The sequence below is a fragment of the Buttiauxella sp. genome (assembly GCF_049686335.1).
Lineage (GTDB): Bacteria > Pseudomonadota > Gammaproteobacteria > Enterobacterales > Enterobacteriaceae > Buttiauxella.
This window is the reverse complement of record NZ_JBAVHX010000017.1, coordinates 1-23505: the sequence shown is the minus strand read 5'-3', so window position 1 is coordinate 23505 and position 23505 is coordinate 1. Positions and strand designations below refer to the sequence as shown.

Sequence of the window (23505 nt, the reverse complement as noted above, 5' to 3'; positions counted from 1 at the left end):
GCTTATCTACCCTACAAAACCGCCCTGGTCGGATGACGCTGGCGCTTATCTACCCTACAAAACCGCCCGGGTCGGATGACGCTGGCGTTTATCCACCCTACAAAACCGCGTAGGTCGGATAAGCGTAGCGTCATCCGACGCTCTTAGACGCTCTTAGTGTGCCGGCACTACCGCGTTATGCTGACGGTGCTTCGTCACCAGGCCCAAAATCAGGCACATAATAAACACCACCGCATACAGCGCGTTTGCGGTTTGCAGCGCCGCATGCGGGCCGCTGTGAGCCACAATCGGGCCGGTGACAACAAAGGTCAGCATGGTCCCGATGGTGCCGCATGTCAGAACGAAGTTAACCAGTTTTGGCGAGGCAACTTTGGTCTGCAAAGAACCCAGCGTAATGACCGAGGTGTAAATAGCGCTGGAGAAGAAGCCCAGAGCCAGAATAAACCATGCCAGATGCGCAGGCTCGCTGGTGTTGAACAGGTACATTAGAACAGTAGCGGCACCCGCAAGAACAGTCAGAATGCGTTGCAGATCGAAGAAACGCAGAATGAAGCTGAACGCCCACATGCCGAACATATAAGACATCCAGAAGTCGCTCACCAACTGGCCTGCATCATTCAGATTCATGCCGAGGCTTTTGGCGTATTCCGGAACCCAGGAGATGAAGCCTAACTGACCCAGGATGTAGCACAGTGCGGCAACGGACAGGAACAGCACGCCCACACCCCATTTTTCTTTCTCAACAACTTTCTCGGTTGGCGCCGCGTGTTTGCCTAATGCCGGGAAATCACAGCCAATAGTCAGGATGAAAATCGCGACGTAAACCAGGCCGATGCAGACGTAAACCCAGTACCAGTTGAGGCTGCGTGCCAGAAGAATCGCTGCCACCATTGGGAAAATCATCCCCGCCATACTGAAGAAAGAGTCGGTAAACAACAGACGTGAACCACGCTCACGACCTTCGTACATATGGGTAATCAGGAAGGTCCCAATCGACATGGTGATGCCGCTGACCAGCCCAAGAACAAACATCGCGACCGAGAAAATGGTCAGGTTATCGCCCTGGATAAGCCCTGCAACTGCCAGAACCATCAGGATAAAACCAAAGCGAAGCTGAGTTTTGAGTGGCACGATTTCCATTAACCAGGCGTTCAGGAAGATAGAAATCAGAATGCCCGCGTTCAGGAAGGTAAAGGTATTACTCATACTGGAAACGGGGACGTGGAAGTATTCGGCGATATTGCCCATCACCATCCCGGTGACGATCACCAACGCGCCTGTGAGGGCGTAGGAGAAGAAGCTGATCCATGTGAGCTTAATGCGGTTGCTGTTAGTCATGACGAGCCTGTGAATAGAAATGTAAAGTGCTTTGACAGCACTCGAGAAGAATGGATTTTAGTCAAAAATGTGACTCATTCATACAATTTCTGAATCATTTGCAGTAACGACATACGTTTCGAGTGATATGAATCACCTATTTAGCGCTATCAATCGATTCATTCATTTAACTTATTGATTTACGTGAAAGTAAAAAACAGTAAATGGCTGGCGCAGAGTTGAGCACGTCTTTACAATCTAGCAACTTGCTTCATTCACTGCCTTCGTAAGGAATTATTCATGCTCAAATCGACTCTGGCGGCCGTAGCAACGGTGTTTGCTCTTACCGCGCTATCTCCTGCTGCGCTAGCTGCTAAAGGTGACCCACACGTCCTGCTGACCACTTCAGCGGGTGAAATTGAGCTTGAGTTAAACAGCCAAAAAGCCCCAGTTTCAGTGAAAAACTTTGTGGATTACGTTAACAGCGGTTTCTACAACAACACCATTTTCCATCGCGTGATCCCAGGCTTCATGCTCCAGGGTGGCGGATTCACTGCTGATATGAATCAGAAGCAGCCTAATCCGCCAATTAAAAACGAAGCTGATAACGGTTTGCGTAATACACGCGGTACCATTTCCATGGCACGTACTGCTGACAAAGACAGTGCAACCAGCCAGTTCTTCCTCAATGTGGCAGACAATGCTTTCCTCGATCACGGCCAGCGCGACTTTGGTTACGCGGTATTTGGTAAAGTTGTGAAAGGGATGGAAGTTGCTGATAAGATCTCTCAAGTACAGACGCATGATGTCGGTCCATACCAAAATGTTCCGTCAAAACCTGTAGTTATCCTCTCTGCAAAAGTCCTGCCGTAAAATATTCCTGCGCGGGTAGTTTCTACCTGCGCAATCTCCACCTTCCTGCACTTCCACCGATTGCTGCTTATACTTGTGGCAAGAAAGGGTCATGTTAGGGAGGCACCATGGCAAAGAAACTTACCGACAAACAAAAGTCCCGCCTGTGGCAACAACAGCGAAGCCGCTCATTTCAGGCCAGTAATCGGCTGGATATTCTTGAGCCTCATGCACAAGATGAGACTATCGCGCAGCGCGTAGAGACGATTGAACTTGGCCCGCTGCATCGCGGATTACCCTGGATGTGTGCCATCCATCAGCAGCTTTTTCAGGATGTTTTCGACTGGGCGGGCGAGCTACGTGATGTTGATATTTCCAAAGGGGAAACACGTTTCTGTCATTTCGAGTACATCGAAAATGAAGGCAACGACCTGATGCAGGATTTGGAAGACGAGCATTATCTGGGCGGGCTTGCCAGAGAAGAGTTCGTTAAGCGCCTGGCACATTACTACTGTGAAATTAACGTACTTCATCCGTTCTTTGTGGGCAGCGGTCGCGCACAACGTGTGTTCTTCGAACAACTGGCGATTCATGCCGGATATGTACTGGACTGGCGTGACGTCGTGCCTGAAGAGTGGCAAGCGGCGAATCAGGCGGGAGCGTTGGGTGATCTGGCTCCGCTTACGGAGATTTTCACTAAAGTGGTGAGCGAAGCGTGCGAAAGCGAATAGAATAGCGCGGTTCTTTTTTACCCCGGAGCCGCGATGCTACTGCTTATCGACAATTACGACTCATTCACCTGGAACCTTTATCAGTACTTTTGCGAATTAGGCGCGGAAGTAGTGGTGAAACGTAACGATGAGCTGACCCTTTCTGAAATCAGCGCGTTGGCACCAGAAAAACTGGTGATCTCTCCCGGCCCCTGCACGCCTGGCGAAGCAGGCATTTCCCTCGCAGCGGTTACTCACTTCGCCGGAAAGTTACCAATCCTTGGCGTTTGCCTTGGCCATCAGGCTATTGCCCAGGCATTTGGGGCAACAATTGTCCGTGCTGAAAAAGTGATGCACGGTAAAACATCCGCGATTACCCATAACAACAGTGGTGTTTTTAGCGGGCTGAACAACCCTCTGACCGTGACGCGTTATCACTCTTTGGTTATCGACCCGCCCACGCTACCTGCCTGCTTTGAAGTGACGGCATGGACAGATAAGCAAGAGATTATGGGCATCCGCCATCGTGAGCTGGCGTTGGAAGGGGTGCAGTTTCATCCGGAAAGCATTCTCAGTGAGCAGGGACATCAGCTGTTAGCCAATTTCCTTAAGCGTTGATTTCTTATTGCCAATAAATGATTTTTTATGCATATTTCATGATTATATTTTCATGTCTGTTCTTGCGTAAAAATGGGATGGCAATAAATGGCAACTGAACAATCAGCAATTACCCGGGCAACTTTCGATGAAGTTATTTTGCCGATTTATGCACCGGCAGAATTTATCCCGGTAAAAGGCCAGGGAAGCCGCATCTGGGATCAGCAAGGGAAAGAGTATGTTGATTTCGCAGGTGGGATCGCAGTTACGGCGTTGGGCCACTGCCACCCGGCATTAGTGGAAGCGTTAAAAAGCCAGGGCGAAACGCTATGGCATACCAGTAATGTTTTCACCAACGAACCTGCGCTGCGCCTTGGACGTAAGCTGATTGATGCCACTTTTGCTGAACGCGTGCTGTTTATGAACTCCGGCACCGAGGCCAACGAAACCGCCTTTAAACTGGCACGTTATTACGCATCCACCCGCCATAGCCCGTACAAAACCAAAATTATCGCGTTCCATAATGCCTTCCATGGTCGTTCGCTGTTCACGGTTTCTGTTGGTGGCCAGCCGAAATATTCCGATGGTTTTGGACCGAAACCCGCAGACATTATCCATGTCCCGTTTAACGATTTGCATGCTGTGAAAGCGGTGATGGACGATCACACCTGCGCGGTGGTGGTTGAGCCGATTCAGGGCGAGGGAGGGGTCACGGCGGCGACGCCAGAATTCCTGCAAGGTTTACGCGAGTTGTGTGACGAGCACAAAGCTCTGTTAGTTTTCGATGAAGTGCAGTGTGGCATGGGGCGTATCGGCGAGCTGTTTGCCTATATGCATTACGGCGTGACACCAGATATTTTGACCAGCGCTAAAGCGTTGGGTGGCGGTTTCCCGGTGAGTGTCATGCTGACGACTCAGGAAATAGCCTCGGCATTCCATGTGGGTACACACGGTTCAACCTATGGCGGGAATCCGCTGGCATGTGCTGTTGCGGGTGCCGCGTTTGATATCATCAATACGCCTGATGTGTTGAATGGTGTAACGGAAAAGCGTCAGCAGTTCGTGAAGCATTTGCAGCAAATCGATGAGCAGTTCGACGTATTTAGCGATATTCGCGGCATGGGATTGTTAATTGGTGCAGAGCTGAAACCGCAATACAAAGGGCGTGCGCGTGAATTCCTTTATGCGGCTGCTCAGGAAGGCGTGATGGTTTTGAATGCCGGTCCTGATGTCATGCGCTTTGCGCCAGCTTTGATTGTTGAAAATGTAGATATTAAAGAAGGTATGACGCGCTTTGCTAAAGCTGTGGCGAAAGTCGTTCAGGGCGTGTAAGCGCCCGCGTCATCCAGCAAAAAACGATGGATGACGCGGAGTCTATTTGCTCTGTGCGTGCCGTAAGCGGTTCAGCCAGATACCATGATGTGGGCGCTGACGCCATGCCACCGAAGAAATGGTGTGCATGGTGCTGAGGTGGCCCAAAATCCGCTGTAAATGTTGTTCCATCGTGCTCAACGGTCCAGTTGGAAGCCCTTCCAGCGGATCGAGAATATTCGCGTCGTTCGTTTCACCCGGCCCATCGTATTGAAGCCGCTGCTGGCACCGTTGCAACGCAATTTCACATGACTGCAAATAATGCTGGGCTAAGTCTGGAGTCAGCATGTTGTGCTCGCGCGCCAGTGTCGTCATCGCATTGATGTGTTCGACGATAAACTGACTGTGCGTCACCCACAGTTTCATGTCTGCCAGATAATGCGAGTTGAAGCCCGGTTCCTGCATCGCCTGATTCAGTGAGTTAAACAGAGCATTATGGGCCTGGTTGACCTTCATACGTTGCCAGGCCAAAGGCGTGGGTTCAGGGTCGCTGCTCAGGATCAGGCGAATGGCCTCCTGGTCTGTCTCCAGTGCGTCGTGGGCGTTCTGGCGCAGCAAGCCACTTTGCCATTGTGGCCATAGCCATACCATGCCACCGAAGGCAATCAGACAGCCCAGCAGGGTATCTATCAGGCGCGGAACGATAAACTGCTCGGCACTGAGCGTTAATAGTTGCAGGGTATAAACCGCGGTCACGGTGAAACCAATCGTCGCCCAGCCGTAACTCTGACGAATAAACAAATAGCTGACGAGTGTAATGACCAGCATCGCGCCCAGGGCAATATCTTGCGGGAAGTGGAAATGCAGAGCGATACCCGCAATTGCCAGCCCAGCAATAGTCCCTGCCGAACGGTGCAGAATACGAACCCGCGTGGCACCGTAGCCGTTTTGCGTCACAAACATCACCGTCATTAAAATCCAGTAAGGTTTCGGCAGATGTAAAAACGCCCCAAACAGACTGGCGATAGTTAACATCACGCCTAAGCGTGAGGCATTGCGCAGGGCTGCGGATTTCAACGACAAATAGCTTTTCAGTGCTGCCCACACCGGTAAGCGGCGCTGGCGGTCTTCCATTAAATCGCGGATATACAGTGGGCGTTGGGTGCGTAAAACGCGCGCGATACGGCTAAAGTGATAATGACAAAATTGTCCGACTGGATTATCTGGATTCTGGCGAGCGATTTTCTCGAGGGCTTCAATTTGCTTCTCCATCGAAAATCGCTGCGGATAACGATGGTAAAGAATGTCATCGGCCAGAACGCGCAAACGGGCCGCAATAGTTTGCGCATTCCAGCGGATGACCGCTTCCGCATGGCTTTGTGCGACAAGTTTTTGCACCTCGGCAGGTTGGTGCAAACTGACGGAAATGTGCTCCTGGAGATCTAATGCGACCTGAAAGGAGCGCAAAAGATGCTTGTAACCGTTCTGCTGATTCGCTGCCAGCATGTGCAGCTGTTGGTAGCAGACGGTGATTAAGTCGACGGCTTTTTGCTGGCGGGCCAGTAGCGGCGGGAGCGTGGTTTCCGGATCCGCGTGCTGGGTCAGCATGCCGTACTTGGCTTCACAGTAATCTGCTAACTGGCGATAGAGCAGACTTAACGATTCGCGCAACGGCTGCTCACGCCACATCCAGAACCAAAACCAGTTAAACACCCCGTACCAAATCGTACCGGAGACATACAACGCCATCGGTTTCCAGATAGGCATGTTGCCAGCCATGCTGAGCGTGAAGATAGCTGCAATCAGCGAGGCAGGAAGCAAACGAGCGTGCAGCGAGCTGATTTCAGCGGTCACGCCTAGCATTAGCGCCATGACCATGAGAATAAGCGGCAAAGGCACGTCGGTGTAGAGCAGCAAAAGCTGCATGATTAAACTGCTGACAGCAAACAGGGAGCCGCCAATAATCAGGCGTTTGAAGAAGCGCTTATGGGGAGTATCCAGACCGGCTATGTTGCAACAGGCAGGCACTAACGAGAAAAGCAGGCCTAACTGCAAATTTCCTAACAGTAGACCTACTCCCACAGGAAGGCACAGCACCAGCGTTTGCCGTAATGCGTAGTTAACTTCGGGGTGGTAGATCAGTCGGCGCCACATTTGCTCGTCATGGTTCAAGTTGCTGGGTTGTTGGTTGCACTCAGTCATCCCAGTCACTTACTTTAGTAAGCTCCTGGGATTCCTGAGCTTACCGCCTACCTGCAACATGAACTATTTAGAGCAAGTGAGGGAAGTGTAGAGACAAAAAAGGCGTGTCATGAAGCAACACGCCATTTTTTAGGACGGAGATTAACGAGTGCCGTAAACGACGATCGTTTTACCGTGAGCGGAGATCAGGTTTTGATCTTCCAGCATTTTCAAGATACGACCAACAGTTTCGCGAGAGCAACCCACGATCTGACCGATTTCCTGACGAGTAATTTTAATCTGCATGCCGTCTGGGTGGGTCATTGCATCAGGTTGTTTCGCCAGATTCAGTAGCGTCTGTGCAATGCGACCTGTTACATCCAGGAATGCCAGGTTACCGACTTTCTCAGATGTAACTTGCAGACGACGAGCCATCTGGGAAGACAGGCGCATCAGAATGTCTGGGTTGACCTGAATAAGCTGGCGGAATTTTTTATAGGAAATTTCAGCCACTTCACAGGCAGATTTAGCACGGACCCAGGCACTACGTTCCTGGCCTTCTTCGAACAGCCCTAACTCACCAATAAAATCGCCCTGATTCAGATAGGAGAGGATCATTTCCTTGCCCTCTTCATCTTTAATCAGAACAGCCACAGAGCCCTTGACGATGTAGTACAGCGTCTCAGCTTTTTCACCCTGGTGAATCAGTGTGCTCTTCGATGGATACTTATGAATATGGCAATGGGACAAGAACCATTCGAGAGTTGGGTCTGTTTGCGGTTTGCCAAGCACCATGCGCGGTTATCCTCTGTTTATAACTAGCTACCAACGACAAGACGCTAAACATCCTGTCTGGCGTTGCAAGTATTAGAATATTCCCCACCTTGGGGAGATGGCATGCAAGTCATTCTTGCTGCCTGTAATTAGTGACGTCCTCTGCATACATGCATTACGTCAATGTATCGCGATGTAGCATCTGGATTGTTTTAGCATAGCTTTTGACAAGTGTCTCCTATTGTCTCGTTTCAGCATGACGCAGGTCGCCTTCCGTTGCCAGTTTTGCTGCATCCGCGTACTCTGAAAGGGTTTTTTTCAACTGGAGAAGTCACATGCAGGCACGAGTGAAGTGGGTTGAAGGGTTAACCTTCCTTGGGGAGTCCGCTTCTGGACACCAGATTTTGATGGATGGTAATTCTGGCGATAAAGCACCCAGTCCGATGGAAATGGTTCTGATGGCTGCGGGTGGTTGTAGTGCCATCGACGTGGTTTCTATCTTGCAAAAAGGTCGCTACAACGTGACGGATTGTGAAGTAAAACTCACCTCTGAGCGCCGCGAAGAAGCACCTCGTCTTTTTACCACCATTAACCTGCATTTCATCGTGACAGGCAAAGAGCTTAAAGATAACGCGGTTTCCCGCGCAGTGGATTTATCTGCTGAGAAGTATTGTTCTGTTGCTCTGATGCTGGAAAAAGCTGTGAACATTACTCACAGCTATGAAGTGATCGAAGGCTAATGTGCGTCAAAAGGGCGGGAGCTATCCGCCCTGATTGATGTTTCGCCCTTCTGCAAGACGCTTAACCAGTGGCGTCATGATCAATTCCATTGCCAGCCCCATCTTGCCGCCCGGCACCACTAATGTATTGATGTGGGAAATGAATGAGCCTTGCAACATAGCGAGCAGGTACGGGAAATCGATGTTATCCAGCCCACGGAAATGAATCACTACAAAGCTTTCATCCAGTGATGGGATGGCTCGCGCGGCAAAGGGGTTAGATGTATCAACGGTAGGCACACGCTGGAAGTTGATATGGGTGCGGGAAAATTGCGGCGTGATGTAATTGATATAATCGTCCATCGAACGCACGACGGAATCCATCACTGCTTCTCTGGAGTGCCCGCGCTCACTGGTGTCGCGCACCAGTTTTTGTATCCATTCCAGGTTCACAATCGGTACTACGCCAACCAGCAAGTCAACGGCATTGGCGACGTCGTGCTGCGGGGTAACGACTCCGCCATGCAAGCCTTCATAAAATAAGACATCGGTCGGCTCCGGTAACGGCTGCCACGGAGTAAAGGTGCCCGGGATTTGGTTCCAGGGTACGGCTTCATCATAAGTATGCAGATACTTGCGTGATTTACCTTGCCCGGTTTTACCGTACTCGAGAAACGTTTGTTCGAGTAAGCCGAAGTCGTTCGCTTCCGGACCAAAGTAGCTGATATGTCGACCCAGATCGCGAGCTTTACGAATAGCCATGTCCATTTCAGGACGTGTGAAACGATGGAAGCTGTCACCTTCAACTTCGGCTGCGCGAAGATTGAGTTGCTGGAATATTTTACGGAAGGCAAGGCTTGTGGTGGTCGTTCCCGCGCCGCTGGAACCTGTTACGGCAATGACCGGATGTTTGGCTGACATAAGGCAACAACTCCGTGGGTTTCACAAATGTGTTTTGAATGTGGCCCTCACCCTAACCTTCTCCCCCAGGAGAGGGTATTGATCGAGCCGGGATTTGCACTCATTTTTCTGCCTCTCCCTCAGGGAGAGGGGTGGGGTGAGGGTAGTAGATAAACTTAGCCGCGAAATTGCCCGCGAGCCATGATATTCACCGTTTCATGGAGTTCCGACCAAACCAATACGGCTTCACCACTTTGCAGCTGGCGCTTAACATCGGCCACCTTTTGCTCGAGTGAGCGCTCTTGTTCACCATAATCTGTACCTTCGCGTAATACAAAGGATTCAATCAGATTATCAAGCGTTTCGGGAGGAAGATCTTGCCAGGGAATCATCATATTACTGGTCCAAAAATTGAGTCAGCCACTGTGGGATACGCTGTTCGAGCCACATTTCTGGACGGCGTAGTGTGCCGCCAACAAACCCAACATGGCCGCCGTAGCGAGTCAGTTGGTACTCAATGTTATCAGGCAGTATCGCTTTATCCGGGATAACATGGTGATCCATAAACGGGTCATCTTTAGCGTGAATGATGAGAGTCGGCTTTTTGATTTGCGGCAGGAGTGGCATGGCGCTGCATTGACGATAATAGTCCAGGGCATCAGCGAAGCCGTGAATCTTCGACGTAATCAAATCGTCAAACTCGCGCAGACGGCGCATACCTTTGAGTTGACGCATATCGACAGGCAGGGTTCCTGGATAACTTCTGAGTTTACGCGCCGCGTTTTTCTTCAGCAGATTCAACAGATAGTGCTGATAAACGCGGGAGAATCCTTTTTCGATATGTTTGCTGCAATGCTCAAGCATCAGCGGTGCAGAAACCACCACACCAGCCTGAAGCGTGCAATCAGCACCTTGTTTTGCCATCAAGCAGGCGAGCATATTGCCACCGAGTGAAAACCCGACGGCCGCCGTTGGTGCGGGGCCATAACGTGTGGTGAGCCAGTTGAGGAAGTAGCTACCATCCTCGGTTTCGCCGGAGTGATAGATACGTTTCATGCGATTTGGCACGCCGCTGCAACCACGAAAATGCATCACGACTCCCAACCAGCCTTGTTTACTCGCGGCTTCAATTAACCCATGTGCATACGGGCTGTGTAGACTTCCTTCAAGGCCATGAAAAACGACTAACCGTGGTTTATGCATTGCCTGACGCGGGTCTTCGCTCCAGGCAAGATCGACAAAATCCCCATCCGGCATATCCAGACGCTGCCAGTGAGGTTTGAAATTGAGGCGGCGGCGAATTAGGCGGGGGAGCATGGTTTGCAGGTGCGGATTACTGACACCCTTTAGCGGACGAAATTGTTCATCGTCTACGTGATTAAAATTCAATGCTGCGGGACTTGTCGTAGCCATATCACACTGTTAGTTTCATTTAGTTTGCTAATTAACTTCCCGGGTGTGGATCACCCATTTTATGGAAACGCTTTTCTTCTCAATGCTTGGTTTTCTTTGGGTCGCGGCGATCACACCCGGCCCAAACAATATGTTACTGACTTCTTCCGGCGCCAATTACGGCTTTTTGCGCACCATACCTTTGATGATAGGTATTATGCTGGGGATGCAGTGCATCTTGTTGCTAGTGGCCTTCGGCGTCGGTAGCTTAATCCTTTTGTATCCCGCTTTGCACCTTATCCTGAAGATTGCCGGGAGTGCTTACCTTTTGTGGCTTGCATGGAAAATCGGCACAGCGACTTATGAAAAGCTGGAAACCGATGCGCCACCACCGTCACCGATTCCATTCTGGCAGGGCGGTTTATTACAGGTTATCAACCCGAAAGCGTGGCTGATGGCGCTAGGTGCCGTGGCAAGTTTTAGCCTTGCCGGTTCTCAGTATCTGCACTCTGTGGTGCTCATCAGCATCGGTATTGCGCTGGTCAACATCGTTGCAGGTATCATCTGGATTGCATTCGGTAGCATGATTGGCAAGCTACTTCGTAGCCGTCGCGCCTGGGCAATCTTTAATATCTTTATGGGCTTGCTGACGGCGGCGTGCGTGTTGCTTATCTGGCATTGAGGAAGCTGGCCTCACCTTGAGTGAGGCCTGATTGTCATTCGGCTTGCATCATCTGCTCTAACTGGTCATGTGCATCCAGCCATTCCATCTCACATTCTTCCAGCGCCGCCTTGACCTTGACCTGAGTTTGCAGGCATTCGGTCATTTCCGCTTTACGACTTTGGTCGTAAATGGCGCTGTCAGCTAACTTCTCTTCGACTTCGGCAAGCTGCACATTCAACTTTTCCATCTGCTTTTCAAGCTGAGTAATTTGCTTGCGCAGCGGTTGGGTTTGGGTGCGTAACTCGGCTTCCCGGCGTTTTTGATCTTTACGCGCCTGAGCACTGTTGACGTTATCTTTTGCCGAGTCTTGCGGCTGGTTTTCCTGCTTTTGCAGATCAACAAGCCACTGCTGGTAATCTTCGAGATCGCCATCGAATGCCTCGACTTTGCCGTCATGGACTAAGTAGAGATCGTCGGTGGTCGAACGGAGTAGGTGACGGTCGTGCGAAACCACCACCAGTGCCCCTTCGAAATCAATCAACGCTTCGGTCAGTGCCTGACGCATATCGAGATCAAGGTGGTTGGTCGGTTCATCGAGCAGCAGCAGGTTAGGGCGCTGCCAGACAACCAGTGCCAATACCAGTCGCGCTTTTTCACCGCCGGAAAAACGTGCAGTCTGCTCGGTTACTTTATCGCCACGGAATCCAAAACCGCCCAGGTAGTCGCGAAGTTGTTGCTCGAGTTCTTTTGGCGCAATGCGTGCCAGATGCTGTAACGGAGACTCGTCAGCACGTAAATATTCCAGCTGGTGCTGGGCGAAGTATCCGAGCTTAATACCTTTAGCCAGGCCAATATCGCCCTGCAACGGTTGAATCTCTTCCGCCAGCAGTTTGATAAGTGTCGATTTACCGGCACCGTTGCGGCCCAGCAGGCCGATGCGTGAACCCGGAACCAGATTCAGCTTGATGGAATCAAGAATGACGCGGTCGCCATAGCCAGCGCTGACTTTTTCCATGCGCAACAGGGGGTTTGGCAAACTTTCCGGGGCACGGAAACTGAAGTGGAACGGGTTATCGACGTGTGCCGGGGCAATCAATTCCATCCGCTCGAGCATTTTTACCCGGCTTTGCGCTTGCTTCGCTTTGCTGGCTTTAGCTTTAAAACGGTCGATAAAACTTTGCAGATGTGCGACGCGCTCCTGCTGGCTTTCGAACATCGACTGCTGTTGAGCCAGGCGAGTGGCGCGTTGGCCTTCGAAGGAAGAGTAGTTACCGGTGTATTCAAACATCGATTCTTGTTCGATATGAATAATTTTCCCTACTACCGGGTCAAGAAAATCACGGTCGTGGGAAATAAGAATCAGTGTTCCCTGATAGCTTTTCAGCCAGCGCTCAAGCCAGATAACAGCGTCTAAGTCCAGGTGGTTTGTTGGTTCATCGAGCAGCAGTAAATCTGAACGGCAGATAAGAGCCTGTGCCAGGTTCAGGCGCATACGCCAGCCACCGGAAAAATCACTCACCGGGCGTTCGAGCTGTTCATTGCTGAAGCCCAGGCCGTGCAGCAAGCTGGAGGCGCGGGAGCGAATCGTCCAGGCATCAACCGCATCCAGCTTACCGTGGATCAGCGCGATAGCATGGCCATCATTGCGCTCGTTGGCTTTTGCCAGTTCCGCTTCAAGCTGACGGAATTCACGGTCGCCATCAATGACGTACTCAATGGCAGGCATCGCCAGTGCTGGGGTTTCCTGGTTTACCCAGGCTAAAGCCCAGTTTCCCGGGAAAGTCATACTTCCGCCATCGGCGCTGATCTCGTTCTTCAGCAGCGCCAGCAGCGTGGATTTGCCGCAGCCGTTTTTACCCACCAGACCCACTTTTTGGCCCGGATTAATGGTAGCGGTGGCGTTATCCAGCAGGACGCGGGTACCGCGACGAATTTGTAACGAGGAGAAAACAATCATAAAGCGCCGTATGTTCAGAGTATGTTAAATTGTCATTATATTTAGGTAACGTGAAGCTTCTGCCTTCGCGTCGGGCTGCATGGTAGCCCAAAATAAAGACTATGACGACGCCCTGGAGGGTAATGATGTTGCAGCCGCCGAAAGTTTTGCTGCTATATGCCCATCCGGAGTCACAAGACTCGGTCGCAAACCGCGTCTTACTCCAACCGGCGCAGAAGCTAGCTAATGTCACTGTGCATGACCTTTATGCGCACTATCCTGACTTTTTTATCGATATCTATCATGAGCAGGCATTGCTGAAAGAGCACGATGTCATCGTCTTCCAACATCCTCTTTATACTTATAGCTGCCCGGCGTTACTCAAAGAGTGGCTGGACCGTGTGCTAAGCCGCGGTTTTGCCAGCGGTGTTGGGGGTAATGCTTTGGAGGGAAAGTACTGGCGCAGTGTGATAACCACTGGAGAGCCGGAAGGGGCCTATCGGCATGACGGTTTTAATCGATTCCCGCTGACCGATATTTTGCGCCCGTTTGAGCTCACGGCAGCGATGTGCCGCATGCACTGGATGAATCCCATTATTGTTTACTGGGCTCGTCGCCAGACTCCGCAGGAACTCGCCACCCATGCGAAAGCCTATGGCGACTGGCTGGCTGCGCCGTTACTCCCGGGAGGTCGCTAATGGAAGGTTCCGATATCTTGCTGGCTGGCGTCCTGTTTTTGTTTGCAGCGGTGGTGGCGGTGCCGATTGCGGCACGTTTAGGCATTGGCGCGGTGCTGGGCTATTTGTTGGCGGGTATCGCCATTGGCCCGTGGGGATTAGGTTTTATCAGTGATGTGGATGAAATTCTTCACTTCTCTGAGTTAGGCGTGGTGTTCCTGATGTTTATCATCGGGCTGGAATTGAACCCCTCAAAACTTTGGCAACTCAGGCGCTCTATTTTTGGTGTCGGTGCCGCCCAGGTGCTGCTCAGTGCCGTGGTGTTGGCCGGATTGCTGATGCTCACCCAGTTTTCCTGGCAAGCAGCGGTGATCGGCGGCATTGGGCTTGCGATGTCATCTACCGCCATGGCACTACAGCTGATGCGCGATAAAGGGATGAATCACAATGAAGCCGGGCAGCTTGGATTCTCAGTACTGTTATTCCAGGATTTAGCGGTCATTCCGGCGATTGCATTGGTGCCACTTCTGGCCGGTAATGGTGACGACAGCCCCGACTGGATAAAAATCGGCTTCAAAGTCCTGGCCTTCGCAGGCATGTTAATCGGCGGTCGGTATCTGCTAAAACCCGTATTCCGGTTTATAGCGGGTTCAGGGGTGCGTGAAGTTTTTACCGCTGCGGCGCTATTGCTGGTGTTAGGTTCGGCGTTATTTATGGATGCGCTCGGATTATCAATGGCTTTGGGGACGTTCATCGCCGGCGTGCTGTTGGCCGAAAGCGAATACCGACACGAACTGGAAATCGCCATCGATCCCTTTAAAGGATTATTGCTGGGATTGTTCTTTATTTCCGTTGGCATGGCGCTAAACCTTGGCGTGCTCTACACCCATATTTTCTGGGTCATATTAGGCGTATTGGTGCTGGTGGCGGTTAAAGCCGGTGTGCTGTACTGCCTGTCATGGTTTTTCGGTTTACGCAGCTCGGAGCGCTTACAGTTTTCCGGCGTGTTAAGTCAGGGGGGAGAGTTCGCTTTCGTACTTTTCTCCACGGCTTCATCGCAGAAGATATTCAGTGGCGACCAAATGCCGCTGTTACTGGTGACTGTCACGCTTTCTATGATGACCACACCGTTGCTGATGAAAGGCGTCGATGCCATTCTTGCGCGGCGCTTTAATATTGATGATGACGAAACAGACGAAAAACCCTACGTCGAAGACGATCAGCCGCAAGTCATTATTGTCGGCTTCGGGCGTTTTGGGCAGGTGATTGGCCGTTTGCTGATGGCGAACAAGATGCGTATCACGGTACTCGAAAGAGATATCAGCTCTGTCAGTCTGATGCGTAAATATGGCTATAAGGTTTATTACGGCGATGCCACAGAACTTGAGCTGCTGCGTTCTGCGGGTGCAGAAACTGCCAGGTCGATAGTGATTACCTGTAATGAGCCAGAAGACACAATGAAAGTGGTGCATTTGTGTCAACAACACTTTCCACATCTGGCAATACTGGCGCGAGCCAGGGGCCGTGTAGAAGCGCATGAATTGTTGCAAGCTGGCGTGACCCAATTCTCACGTGAGACCTTCTCAAGTGCGTTGGAGTTAGGGCGCAAAGCGTTGATGACGTTGGGTATGCATCCGCATCAGGCGCATCGTGCACAACTCCATTTCAGACGACTGGATATGAGTATGCTGCGCGAATTAATGCCTATTCATACCGATAACGCGCAAATTTCCAGGGTGCGTGAAGCGCGCCGTGAACTGGAAGAGATTTTCGAACGCGAGATGCAGCAAGAGCGTCGCCAGTTCGATGGTTGGGATGATTTTGAATAATTAAGGTGAAGCTAATGCCGGTGCGTAAACGATTTATTGCCGGGGCGGTCTGCCCCGAATGTCAGGCGCGGGATTCTCTCGCGATGTGGCGTGAGAATAATGTCGATATTGTTGAGTGTGTTAAGTGCGGTCATCAAATGCGTGAAGAGGATAAGCAACCTCGGGACCGCGCTCGCGAACAAGAGCAAGTCATTGGGATTTTTCATCCGGACTAGCGAGATGCGCCAGCTTTTTTTAAGCTTAGGGGTACACCGGCGCTAAATTCCGCTACAATCGGCGCCAGTTTTTTTCCCATGCTCGCTCAGGAGATATCATGAAAGTAGCAAAAGACCTGGTGGTCAGCCTGGCTTATCAGGTACGTACAGAAGACGGTGTGTTGGTTGATGAGTCTCCGGTGAGTGCGCCGCTGGACTATCTGCATGGTCACGGCTCCCTGATTTCAGGCCTGGAAACTGCTCTGGAAGGCCACGTTGTTGGTGATCGTTTCGACGTGAACGTTGGCGCTAATGACGCTTACGGCCAATACGACGAGAATCTGGTTCAGCGCGTTCCTAAAGATGTGTTCATGGGCGTTGATGAGCTGGAAGTAGGCATGCGCTTCATGGCTGATACCGACCAGGGTCCAGTACCTGTTGAAATCACCGCTGTTGAAGATGAGCACGTTGTTGTCGATGGCAACCACATGCTGGCAGGCCAGAACCTGAGCTTCAACGTTGAAGTTATCGCTATTCGCGAAGCTACTGCTGAAGAACTGGCGCATGGCCACGTTCACGGTGAGCACGATCATCACCACGACCATGACCACGAAGGTGGTTGCTGTGGTGGTCACGACCACGACCATGATCACGAACATGGTAAAGGCGGTTGTGGCGGTAACGGCGGTTGCGGTTGCCACTAATCCCTTAGTGATAAAAAAAGGCGTGTCAGTGACACGCCTTTTCTTTTTTGTGCTGCTAGTAATGCGGTGGCGGTGTTTCTTCGGCTTCTGAGGCCACCATCGATGGTTGGCTAGCTTTTAGCTTCTCAACCAGCAAGCGGAAATGCTCGCGTAGTTTGACCATCTCTAATTCGTGAGCCGTTACAGTCTGATTTAACTCTTCTATCGTAATTTCCTGGAACGCGAGACGACTCTCAAGTTCTTCCAGCCGTTGTTCGGTCGATTTTTGTTGCATGGCTAATCTCTCCTGGCCTGCGGATGAACAATTTCCGGCGATTCTACTGAAAAATCCCCCTTGTTACAGCGCAGTTTTTCTCGGGAGGAAACTTCTTTAAACAAAAAGAGTCTGAATTTGTCTCGATAAGACGCGGAGAGATTGTGTAGATTTCTTCCACGACGTTATAGTACGTCTCTTAGTTGATAATAACCTTGGGGTTTGAGGCCCCGGCCCTGGAGAAATGGATGAAATCACTGTTTAAAGTAACGCTACTGGCGACCACGATGGCCGTTGCCCTGAGCGCTCCGGCGTTCGCAGCACCTGCTGCTGCTCCAGCGAAAGATGCTGCTGCACCTGCCACTCCTGCTGCAAGCAACGCGGCATTCAAAAATGACGACCAGAAATCTGCGTATGCATTAGGTGCTTCGCTGGGCCGTTACATGGAAAACTCTCTGAAAGAACAAGAAAAACTGGGGATCACGCTGGATAAAACTCAGCTGATCGCTGGTGTTCAGGATGCATTTGCTGACAAGAGCAAATTATCCGACCAGGAAATTGAGCAGACACTGCAAGCTTTCGAAGCTCGCGTGAAATCTTCCGCTCAAGCGAAAATGGAAAAAGACGCTAAAGAAAACGCGGATAAAGGCAAAGCCTTCCGTGATACTTTCGCAAAAGAGAAAGGTGTTAAAACTTCTGCTACTGGCCTGATGTATAAAATCGACAAAGCTGGTACCGGTGAAGCGCCTACTGATAGCGACACTGTTGTCGTGAACTACAAAGGTACGCTCATCGACGGTAAAGAGTTCGATAACTCTTATACCCGTGGCGAGCCACTCTCTTTCCGTCTTGACGGTGTTATCCCAGGCTGGACTGAAGGCCTGAAAAACCTTAAAAAAGGCGGGAAAATCAAACTGGTTATTCCACCAGAATTGGCTTACGGAAAAACTGGCGTTCCAGGGATCCCGGCTAACTCCACACTGGTATTTGACGTTGAGCTGCTGGATATCAAGCCAGCACCTAAAGCTGACGCTAAACCAGATGCCGCTCCTGCTCCAGAAGCTGAAGCAGCTAAGAGCAAATAAGGCATTATTAACCGCCGCCCCCAGGGGCGGCGGTTTTTTATTTGAGGCAGGATATAATAAAAGCTGGAAAGCGCATCTGACGCTGTATTACCTTAGCAGGCTGCGCAACAACTGAGTATGAGTCTGCCCTGACACCAATTAAGCGCGACAGGCTCTCTGTAGAGGGTGGTATCTTTAAATGTCCAATTCGCTTTTAACCAATGAAACCAGTGAGCTCGACTTACTGGACCAGCGTCCTTTTGAACAAACCGACTTTGAAATATTAAAATCCTACGAAGCGGTCGTGGACGGGTTAGCGATGCTGATTGGTTCTCATTGTGAAATTGTGTTGCACTCGCTGCAAGATTTGAAATGTTCCGCCATCCGTATTGCGAATGGTGAACATACCGGACGTAAAATCGGATCGCCAATCACCGATCTCGCCTTGCGTATGCTGCATGATATGACCGGTGCGGACAGTAGCGTTTCCAAATGCTATTTCACACGCGCTAAAAGTGGCGTTCTGATGAAGTCAGAAACTATCGCCATCCGTAATCGTGACGAACGCGTCATCGGCCTGCTGTGTATCAACATCAACCTGGATGTGCCGTTCTCACAAATTATGTCGACGTTCATTCCGCCGGAAACGCCGGAAGTGGCTTCGTCCGTTAACTTTGCCTCATCCGTAGAAGACCTGGTTATGCAGGCTCTGGAATTCACCATCGAAGAAGTGAATGCCGATCGCAATGTGTCCAACAATGCTAAGAATCGACAGATTGTGCTGAACCTCTACGAGAAAGGGATCTTTGATATTAAAGATGCTATCAACCAGGTGGCTGACCGTTTAAATATCTCTAAGCACACGGTTTATCTCTACATCCGTCAATTCAAAAACGGTGATTTCCAGGGGCAGGAAAAGTAATGCGTTTTGCTATCCTGGTGACAGGCCCGGCGTATGGTACGCAACAGGCGAGCAGCGCGTTGCAGTTTTCTCAGGCCGTCATCGCGCAGGGTCATACGCTAGAAAGCGTGTTTTTCTATCGTGAAGGTGTGCACAACGCGAACCTTTTGACGTCGCCCGCGAGTGATGAATTTAATGTCGTACAGGCATGGCAGCAATTGCATCAGCAGCATGGCGTTGAGTTGCATATTTGTGTCGCCGCAGCACTGCGTCGCGGCGTGACGGACGCCGAGCAAGCCACTCAGCTCGGTTTGCCGGGCCATAACTTGCAGCCAGGATTTACGCTCAGTGGTTTGGGAGCGCTGGCGCAAGCCACGCTGACTTGCGATAGAACGGTGCAATTCTGATGAAGCGTGTCGCATTTGTATTCAAATCAGCCCCTCATGGCAGTGCCGCGGGTCGGGAAGGGCTCGATGCCTTACTGGCGACATCGGCGTTAACTGAAGATATTGGGGTTTTTTTCATAGGTGATGGAGTATTGCAACTGATACCAGGGCAACAGCCTGGTCTCATCCTTGCCAGAGATTACATCGCCACATTTCGTGTACTGCCGTTATATGACATTGACCAGTGTTATCTCTGTGCGGCCTCCGTCCGCGAGCGGGGATTACCACCAGACGATGCATGGGTTCTCGATGCTCAACCTCTTGAACCGGATGCGCTAAGCGAAATGCTGCATCAGTTTGATGTCGTGTTAACCTTCTGAGGCAACATGCTGCATATTTTACAACGCTCACCTTTTCAAACCGATCTGGAATCGATACTGCGTTACGTGAAGCAAGGCGATGAGTTGTTATTGGTTCAGGATGCGGTTATTGTCGCACTCTCAGGAACGAAGGCCCTTGATTTGCTGCTCGCCGCCCCCATTTCTATTTATGCTCTGCAGGAAGATATCGAGGCTCGCGGGTTAACCGCTCAAATTTCGACCAGTATAGGCAAGGTCAGCTATACTGACTTCGTCAGATTGACAGTTAAACACGAACAGCAGATTACCTGGTAAAATCCAGGATTGTTGTATATTTCTTGACACCTTTTCGGCTCAGCCCTAAAATTCTGCGTCCTCATATTATATGAGGCCGTTTTATTACGTGTTTACGAAGCAAAAGCTAAAACCAGGAGCTATTTAATGGCAACAGTTAATCAGCTGGTTCGCAAACCACGCGCTCGCAAAGTTGCAAAAAGCAACGTGCCTGCGCTGGAAGCCTGCCCGCAGAAACGTGGCGTATGTACTCGTGTATATACTACCACTCCTAAGAAACCAAACTCCGCACTGCGTAAAGTATGCCGTGTGCGTTTGACTAACGGTTTTGAAGTTACCTCCTACATCGGCGGTGAAGGTCACAACCTGCAGGAACACTCAGTGATCCTGATCCGTGGTGGTCGTGTAAAAGACTTGCCAGGTGTTCGTTACCACACCGTTCGTGGTGCACTTGACTGCTCCGGCGTTAAAGACCGTAAGCAATCTCGTTCCAAGTATGGCGTGAAGCGTCCTAAGGCTTAATGGTTTCCGTTAAGTAAGGCCAAACGTTTTAAATAAATGTCAAACTCAATAGAGTTTTGGACAACCCTGAATTAACAACGGAGTATTCCCATGCCACGTCGTCGCGTCATTGGTCAACGTAAAATTCTTCCAGATCCTAAGTTCGGATCAGAATTGCTGGCCAAATTTGTAAACATTCTGATGGTAGATGGTAAGAAATCTACTGCTGAATCTATCGTGTATACCGCGCTGGAGACCCTGGCTCAGCGTTCTGGTAAACAAGCTCTGGAAGCTTTCGAAGTCGCTCTGGACAACGTTCGTCCGACTGTCGAAGTTAAGTCCCGCCGTGTTGGTGGTTCTACTTATCAGGTTCCAGTAGAAGTACGTCCGGTTCGTCGTAATGCTCTGGCAATGCGTTGGATCGTAGAAGCTGCTCGTAAACGCGGTGATAAATCCATGGCTCTTCGCCTGGCGAACGAACTTTCTGATGCTGCAGAGAACAAAGGTACTGCAGTTAAGAAACGTGAAGACGTTCACCGTATGGCTGAAGCCAACAAGGCGTTCGCTCACTACCGTTGGTAATCCCTTCGGAGTGTTAGTCACCAAGCGGGCGCTTCATGTGAGCTGCCCGCTTTGGGTTACTTAAATGAACGTCCCAGGATATAGAGGAATCAAATGGCTCGTAAAACACCCATTGAGCGTTACCGTAACATTGGTATCAGCGCTCACATCGACGCCGGTAAGACTACTACTACCGAACGTGTTCTGTTCTACACCGGTGTAAACCACAAGATCGGTGAAGTTCATGATGGCGCAGCCACCATGGACTGGATGGAGCAGGAGCAGGAACGTGGTATTACCATCACGTCTGCTGCGACCACCTGTTTCTGGTCAGGTATGGCCAAACAGTTCGAACCACACCACATCAACATCATCGACACCCCAGGGCACGTTGACTTCACCATCGAAGTTGAACGTTCCATGCGTGTTCTTGATGGTGCGGTAATGGTTTACTGTGCTGTTGGTGGTGTTCAGCCACAGTCTGAGACCGTATGGCGTCAGGCAAACAAATACAAAGTTCCACGTATCGCGTTCGTTAACAAAATGGACCGTATGGGTGCTAACTTCCTGAAAGTTGTAGATCAGATTGAAAAACGTCTGGGCGCAACTCCGGTGCCTCTGCAACTGGCAATCGGCGCGGAAGAGAAATTCACCGGTGTTGTTGACCTGGTGAAAATGAAAGCTATCAACTGGAACGAAGCCGATCAGGGCGTGACCTTCGAATACGAAGAGATCCCAGCTGATATGCAGGAACTGGCCGAAGAATGGCGCCAGAAACTGGTTGAAGCCGCTGCTGAAGGTTCTGACGAACTGATGGAGAAATTCTTTGGTGGCGAAGAGCTGACTGAAGAAGAGATCAAAACTTCTCTGCGTAAGCGCGTACTGAACAACGAAATTATCCTGGTAACCTGTGGTTCTGCATTTAAGAACAAAGGTGTTCAGGCGATGCTGGATGCGGTTGTTGAATACCTGCCAGCTCCGACTGACGTTACTGCGATTAACGGTATGCTGGACGACGGTAAAGACACTCCGGCTGTTCGTCACTCTGACGACAACGAGCCGTTTGCTGCTCTGGCGTTCAAAATCGCAACTGACCCGTTTGTTGGTAACCTGACCTTCTTCCGCGTTTACTCTGGTGTGGTTAACTCAGGTGACACCGTGTTCAACCCGGTGAAATCAGCACGTGAGCGTCTGGGCCGTATCGTTCAGATGCACGCTAACAAACGTGAAGAGATCAAAGAAGTTCGCGCGGGCGATATCGCTGCAGCGATTGGTCTGAAAGAAGTGACTACTGGTGATACCCTGTGTGATCAGGACAATGTGATCATTCTGGAGCGTATGGAATTCCCTGAACCGGTAATCTCCATCGCAGTAGAACCAAAAACCAAAGCTGACCAAGAAAAAATGGGTCTGGCTCTGGGTCGTCTGGCTAAAGAAGATCCATCATTCCGCGTATGGACTGATGAAGAAACTAACCAGACCATTATCGCTGGTATGGGTGAACTTCACCTCGACATCATCGTTGACCGTATGAAGCGTGAATTCAACGTTGAAGCTAACGTTGGTAAACCTCAGGTTGCTTACCGTGAAGCGATTCGCGCGAAAGTTACCGATGTTGAAGGTAAACACGCTAAGCAGTCTGGTGGTCGTGGTCAGTACGGTCATGTTGTTATCGACATGTACCCACTGGAGCCGGGCTCGAATGCGAAAGGTTACGAGTTCGTCAACGACATCAAAGGTGGTGTGATCCCAACGGAATACATCCCTGCTGTTGATAAAGGCATCCAGGAGCAGCTGAAGTCTGGTCCTCTGGCGGGTTACCCAGTAGTAGATCTCGGTGTGCGTCTGCACTTCGGTTCTTACCACGACGTTGACTCCTCCGAACTGGCGTTTAAACTGGCCGCTTCTATCGCCTTCAAAGATGGCTTTAAGAAAGCAAAACCAGTTCTGCTTGAGCCTATCATGAAGGTTGAAGTTGAAACTCCAGAAGAGAACACCGGTGACGTTATCGGTGACCTTAGCCGTCGTCGTGGTCAGCTGAAAGGTCAAGAATCTAACGCTACTGGCGTTCAGATTCACGCTGAAGTTCCGTTGTCAGAAATGTTCGGATACGCAACTCAATTGCGTTCTCTGACCAAAGGCCGTGCATCTTACTCCATGGAATTCCTGAAGTATGATGATGCGCCGAACAACGTTGCTCAGGCCGTAATCGAAGCCCGCGGTAAATAAGCCCAGGGTTTAAAAAACATTGATCCCGTGCTCTCTCCTTGAGGGGAGAGCACAACAGTAAGGAATATAGCCGTGTCTAAAGAAAAATTTGAACGTACAAAACCGCACGTCAACGTCGGTACTATCGGCCACGTTGACCATGGTAAAACCACTCTGACTGCAGCAATCACTACCGTTCTGGCTAAAACCTACGGTGGTTC

The 23505-nt window shown here is 50.6% G+C and carries 27 protein-coding genes; 19 read left to right on the top strand and 8 right to left on the bottom strand.

Annotation, left to right across the window (positions count from 1 at the left end; translation table 11 throughout):
* Nucleotides 1-153 precede the first annotated feature (153 nt).
* A complete protein-coding gene (gene tsgA / locus WBL83_RS13395; RefSeq protein WP_424589610.1) occupies nt 154-1338 on the bottom strand; it encodes an MFS transporter TsgA in 1185 nt (394 codons plus the stop codon).
* 279 nt (nt 1339-1617) lie between these two features.
* Here tsgA and ppiA point away from each other — a divergent pair, with 279 nt between their 5' ends.
* The 4 genes from ppiA (at nt 1618) to argD (ending at nt 4808) form a co-directional block, all read left to right on the top strand.
* Entirely contained in the window at nt 1618-2190 is a 573-nt protein-coding gene (ppiA, locus tag WBL83_RS13390) for a peptidylprolyl isomerase A (protein ID WP_154151319.1), read from the top strand.
* Nucleotides 2191-2297: 107 nt separating this feature from the next.
* Nucleotides 2298-2900, top strand: coding sequence for a putative adenosine monophosphate-protein transferase Fic (locus WBL83_RS13385; RefSeq protein ID WP_424589609.1), 603 nt, complete (start codon nt 2298-2300; stop codon nt 2898-2900).
* 33 nt (nt 2901-2933) lie between these two features.
* The gene (pabA, locus tag WBL83_RS13380; RefSeq protein ID WP_424589608.1) at nt 2934-3497 is read left to right on the top strand and encodes an aminodeoxychorismate synthase component 2; all 564 of its coding nucleotides are present in this window, start codon (nt 2934-2936) and stop codon (nt 3495-3497) included.
* Nucleotides 3498-3584: 87 nt separating this feature from the next.
* Nucleotides 3585-4808 (top strand): bifunctional acetylornithine/succinyldiaminopimelate transaminase, encoded by a 1224-nt coding sequence (argD, locus tag WBL83_RS13375; protein ID WP_424589607.1) that lies wholly within the window; start codon nt 3585-3587, stop codon nt 4806-4808.
* Nucleotides 4809-4850: 42 nt separating this feature from the next.
* On the opposite strand, the gene WBL83_RS13370 is transcribed toward argD, so the two are convergent.
* The gene (locus tag WBL83_RS13370; protein WP_424589606.1) at nt 4851-6941 is read right to left on the bottom strand and encodes a YccS/YhfK family putative transporter; all 2091 of its coding nucleotides are present in this window, start codon (nt 6939-6941) and stop codon (nt 4851-4853) included.
* Between the two features lie 189 nt (nt 6942-7130).
* Nucleotides 7131-7763, bottom strand: coding sequence for a cAMP-activated global transcriptional regulator CRP (crp, locus tag WBL83_RS13365; protein ID WP_003852956.1), 633 nt, complete (start codon nt 7761-7763; stop codon nt 7131-7133).
* A gap of 314 nt (nt 7764-8077) precedes the next feature.
* Between crp and WBL83_RS13360 the strand changes: the two genes are divergently transcribed.
* On the top strand, nt 8078-8482 hold the full coding sequence (locus WBL83_RS13360; protein WP_183272338.1) for an OsmC family protein: 405 nt from the start codon (nt 8078-8080) through the stop codon (nt 8480-8482).
* Nucleotides 8483-8503: 21 nt separating this feature from the next.
* Here WBL83_RS13360 and WBL83_RS13355 read toward each other — a convergent pair whose 3' ends face one another.
* The 3 genes from WBL83_RS13355 to WBL83_RS13345 all read right to left on the bottom strand — a co-directional run bounded on the left by WBL83_RS13355 (nt 8504) and on the right by WBL83_RS13345 (nt 10774).
* The gene (locus WBL83_RS13355; RefSeq protein WP_424589605.1) at nt 8504-9382 is read right to left on the bottom strand and encodes a phosphoribulokinase; all 879 of its coding nucleotides are present in this window, start codon (nt 9380-9382) and stop codon (nt 8504-8506) included.
* A 155-nt stretch (nt 9383-9537) separates the two neighbouring features.
* A complete protein-coding gene (locus tag WBL83_RS13350) occupies nt 9538-9756 on the bottom strand; it encodes a YheU family protein (RefSeq protein WP_034460225.1) in 219 nt (72 codons plus the stop codon).
* A gap of 1 nt (nt 9757) precedes the next feature.
* A complete protein-coding gene (locus WBL83_RS13345; RefSeq protein WP_424589604.1) occupies nt 9758-10774 on the bottom strand; it encodes a hydrolase in 1017 nt (338 codons plus the stop codon).
* Between the two features lie 61 nt (nt 10775-10835).
* Here WBL83_RS13345 and WBL83_RS13340 point away from each other — a divergent pair, with 61 nt between their 5' ends.
* The gene (locus tag WBL83_RS13340; protein WP_424589603.1) at nt 10836-11435 is read left to right on the top strand and encodes a LysE family translocator; all 600 of its coding nucleotides are present in this window, start codon (nt 10836-10838) and stop codon (nt 11433-11435) included.
* Between the two features lie 34 nt (nt 11436-11469).
* Here the strand turns inward: WBL83_RS13340 and WBL83_RS13335 are convergent, their stop codons facing one another.
* A complete protein-coding gene (locus WBL83_RS13335; protein WP_424589602.1) occupies nt 11470-13374 on the bottom strand; it encodes an ABC transporter ATP-binding protein in 1905 nt (634 codons plus the stop codon).
* Nucleotides 13375-13496: 122 nt separating this feature from the next.
* Between WBL83_RS13335 and kefG the strand changes: the two genes are divergently transcribed.
* The 4 genes from kefG (at nt 13497) to slyD (ending at nt 16757) form a co-directional block, all read left to right on the top strand.
* Nucleotides 13497-14051: a glutathione-regulated potassium-efflux system ancillary protein KefG gene (gene kefG, locus WBL83_RS13330; protein WP_424589601.1), complete on the top strand. Its 555-nt coding sequence runs from the start codon at nt 13497-13499 to the stop codon at nt 14049-14051.
* Complete coding sequence (gene kefB, locus WBL83_RS13325) at nt 14051-15859, top strand: glutathione-regulated potassium-efflux system protein KefB (protein WP_424589600.1); 1809 nt, start codon at nt 14051-14053, stop codon at nt 15857-15859. Before kefG ends, kefB begins: the two co-directional genes overlap by 1 nt.
* Before the next feature lie 14 nt (nt 15860-15873).
* Nucleotides 15874-16074, top strand: a complete 201-nt coding sequence (locus WBL83_RS13320) for a YheV family putative zinc ribbon protein (protein WP_424589599.1) — start codon at nt 15874-15876, stop codon at nt 16072-16074.
* A gap of 98 nt (nt 16075-16172) precedes the next feature.
* Nucleotides 16173-16757 carry a peptidylprolyl isomerase gene (gene slyD / locus WBL83_RS13315; RefSeq protein WP_424589598.1) on the top strand — a complete coding sequence of 195 codons (585 nt, stop codon included), beginning with the start codon at nt 16173-16175 and terminating at the stop codon, nt 16755-16757.
* Nucleotides 16758-16812: 55 nt separating this feature from the next.
* Here the strand turns inward: slyD and WBL83_RS13310 are convergent, their stop codons facing one another.
* Complete coding sequence (locus tag WBL83_RS13310; RefSeq protein WP_034460204.1) at nt 16813-17031, bottom strand: protein SlyX; 219 nt, start codon at nt 17029-17031, stop codon at nt 16813-16815.
* Nucleotides 17032-17258: 227 nt separating this feature from the next.
* Here WBL83_RS13310 and fkpA point away from each other — a divergent pair, with 227 nt between their 5' ends.
* From fkpA to WBL83_RS13265, 9 genes are all read left to right on the top strand, one after another.
* Nucleotides 17259-18095, top strand: coding sequence for an FKBP-type peptidyl-prolyl cis-trans isomerase (fkpA, locus tag WBL83_RS13305; RefSeq protein WP_424589597.1), 837 nt, complete (start codon nt 17259-17261; stop codon nt 18093-18095).
* A gap of 178 nt (nt 18096-18273) precedes the next feature.
* Entirely contained in the window at nt 18274-18996 is a 723-nt protein-coding gene (locus WBL83_RS13300) for a helix-turn-helix transcriptional regulator (protein ID WP_424589596.1), read from the top strand.
* On the top strand, nt 18996-19382 hold the full coding sequence (gene tusD / locus WBL83_RS13295) for a sulfurtransferase complex subunit TusD (RefSeq protein WP_424589595.1): 387 nt from the start codon (nt 18996-18998) through the stop codon (nt 19380-19382). The genes WBL83_RS13300 and tusD overlap by 1 nt, the downstream gene beginning before the upstream one ends.
* On the top strand, nt 19382-19741 hold the full coding sequence (gene tusC / locus WBL83_RS13290; protein ID WP_424589594.1) for a sulfurtransferase complex subunit TusC: 360 nt from the start codon (nt 19382-19384) through the stop codon (nt 19739-19741). Before tusD ends, tusC begins: the two co-directional genes overlap by 1 nt.
* Nucleotides 19742-19747: 6 nt before the next feature.
* Complete coding sequence (gene tusB / locus WBL83_RS13285; RefSeq protein WP_424589593.1) at nt 19748-20035, top strand: sulfurtransferase complex subunit TusB; 288 nt, start codon at nt 19748-19750, stop codon at nt 20033-20035.
* A 126-nt stretch (nt 20036-20161) separates the two neighbouring features.
* Nucleotides 20162-20536, top strand: coding sequence for a 30S ribosomal protein S12 (rpsL, locus tag WBL83_RS13280; RefSeq protein ID WP_003023654.1), 375 nt, complete (start codon nt 20162-20164; stop codon nt 20534-20536).
* Between the two features lie 90 nt (nt 20537-20626).
* Nucleotides 20627-21097 (top strand): 30S ribosomal protein S7, encoded by a 471-nt coding sequence (rpsG, locus tag WBL83_RS13275; RefSeq protein WP_034499040.1) that lies wholly within the window; start codon nt 20627-20629, stop codon nt 21095-21097.
* 93 nt (nt 21098-21190) lie between these two features.
* Nucleotides 21191-23305, top strand: a complete 2115-nt coding sequence (fusA, locus tag WBL83_RS13270; protein WP_424589592.1) for an elongation factor G — start codon at nt 21191-21193, stop codon at nt 23303-23305.
* Nucleotides 23306-23377: 72 nt separating this feature from the next.
* On the top strand, nt 23378-23505 hold a 128-nt coding region (locus tag WBL83_RS13265; protein WP_016197641.1), incomplete at its 3' end, for a GTP-binding protein.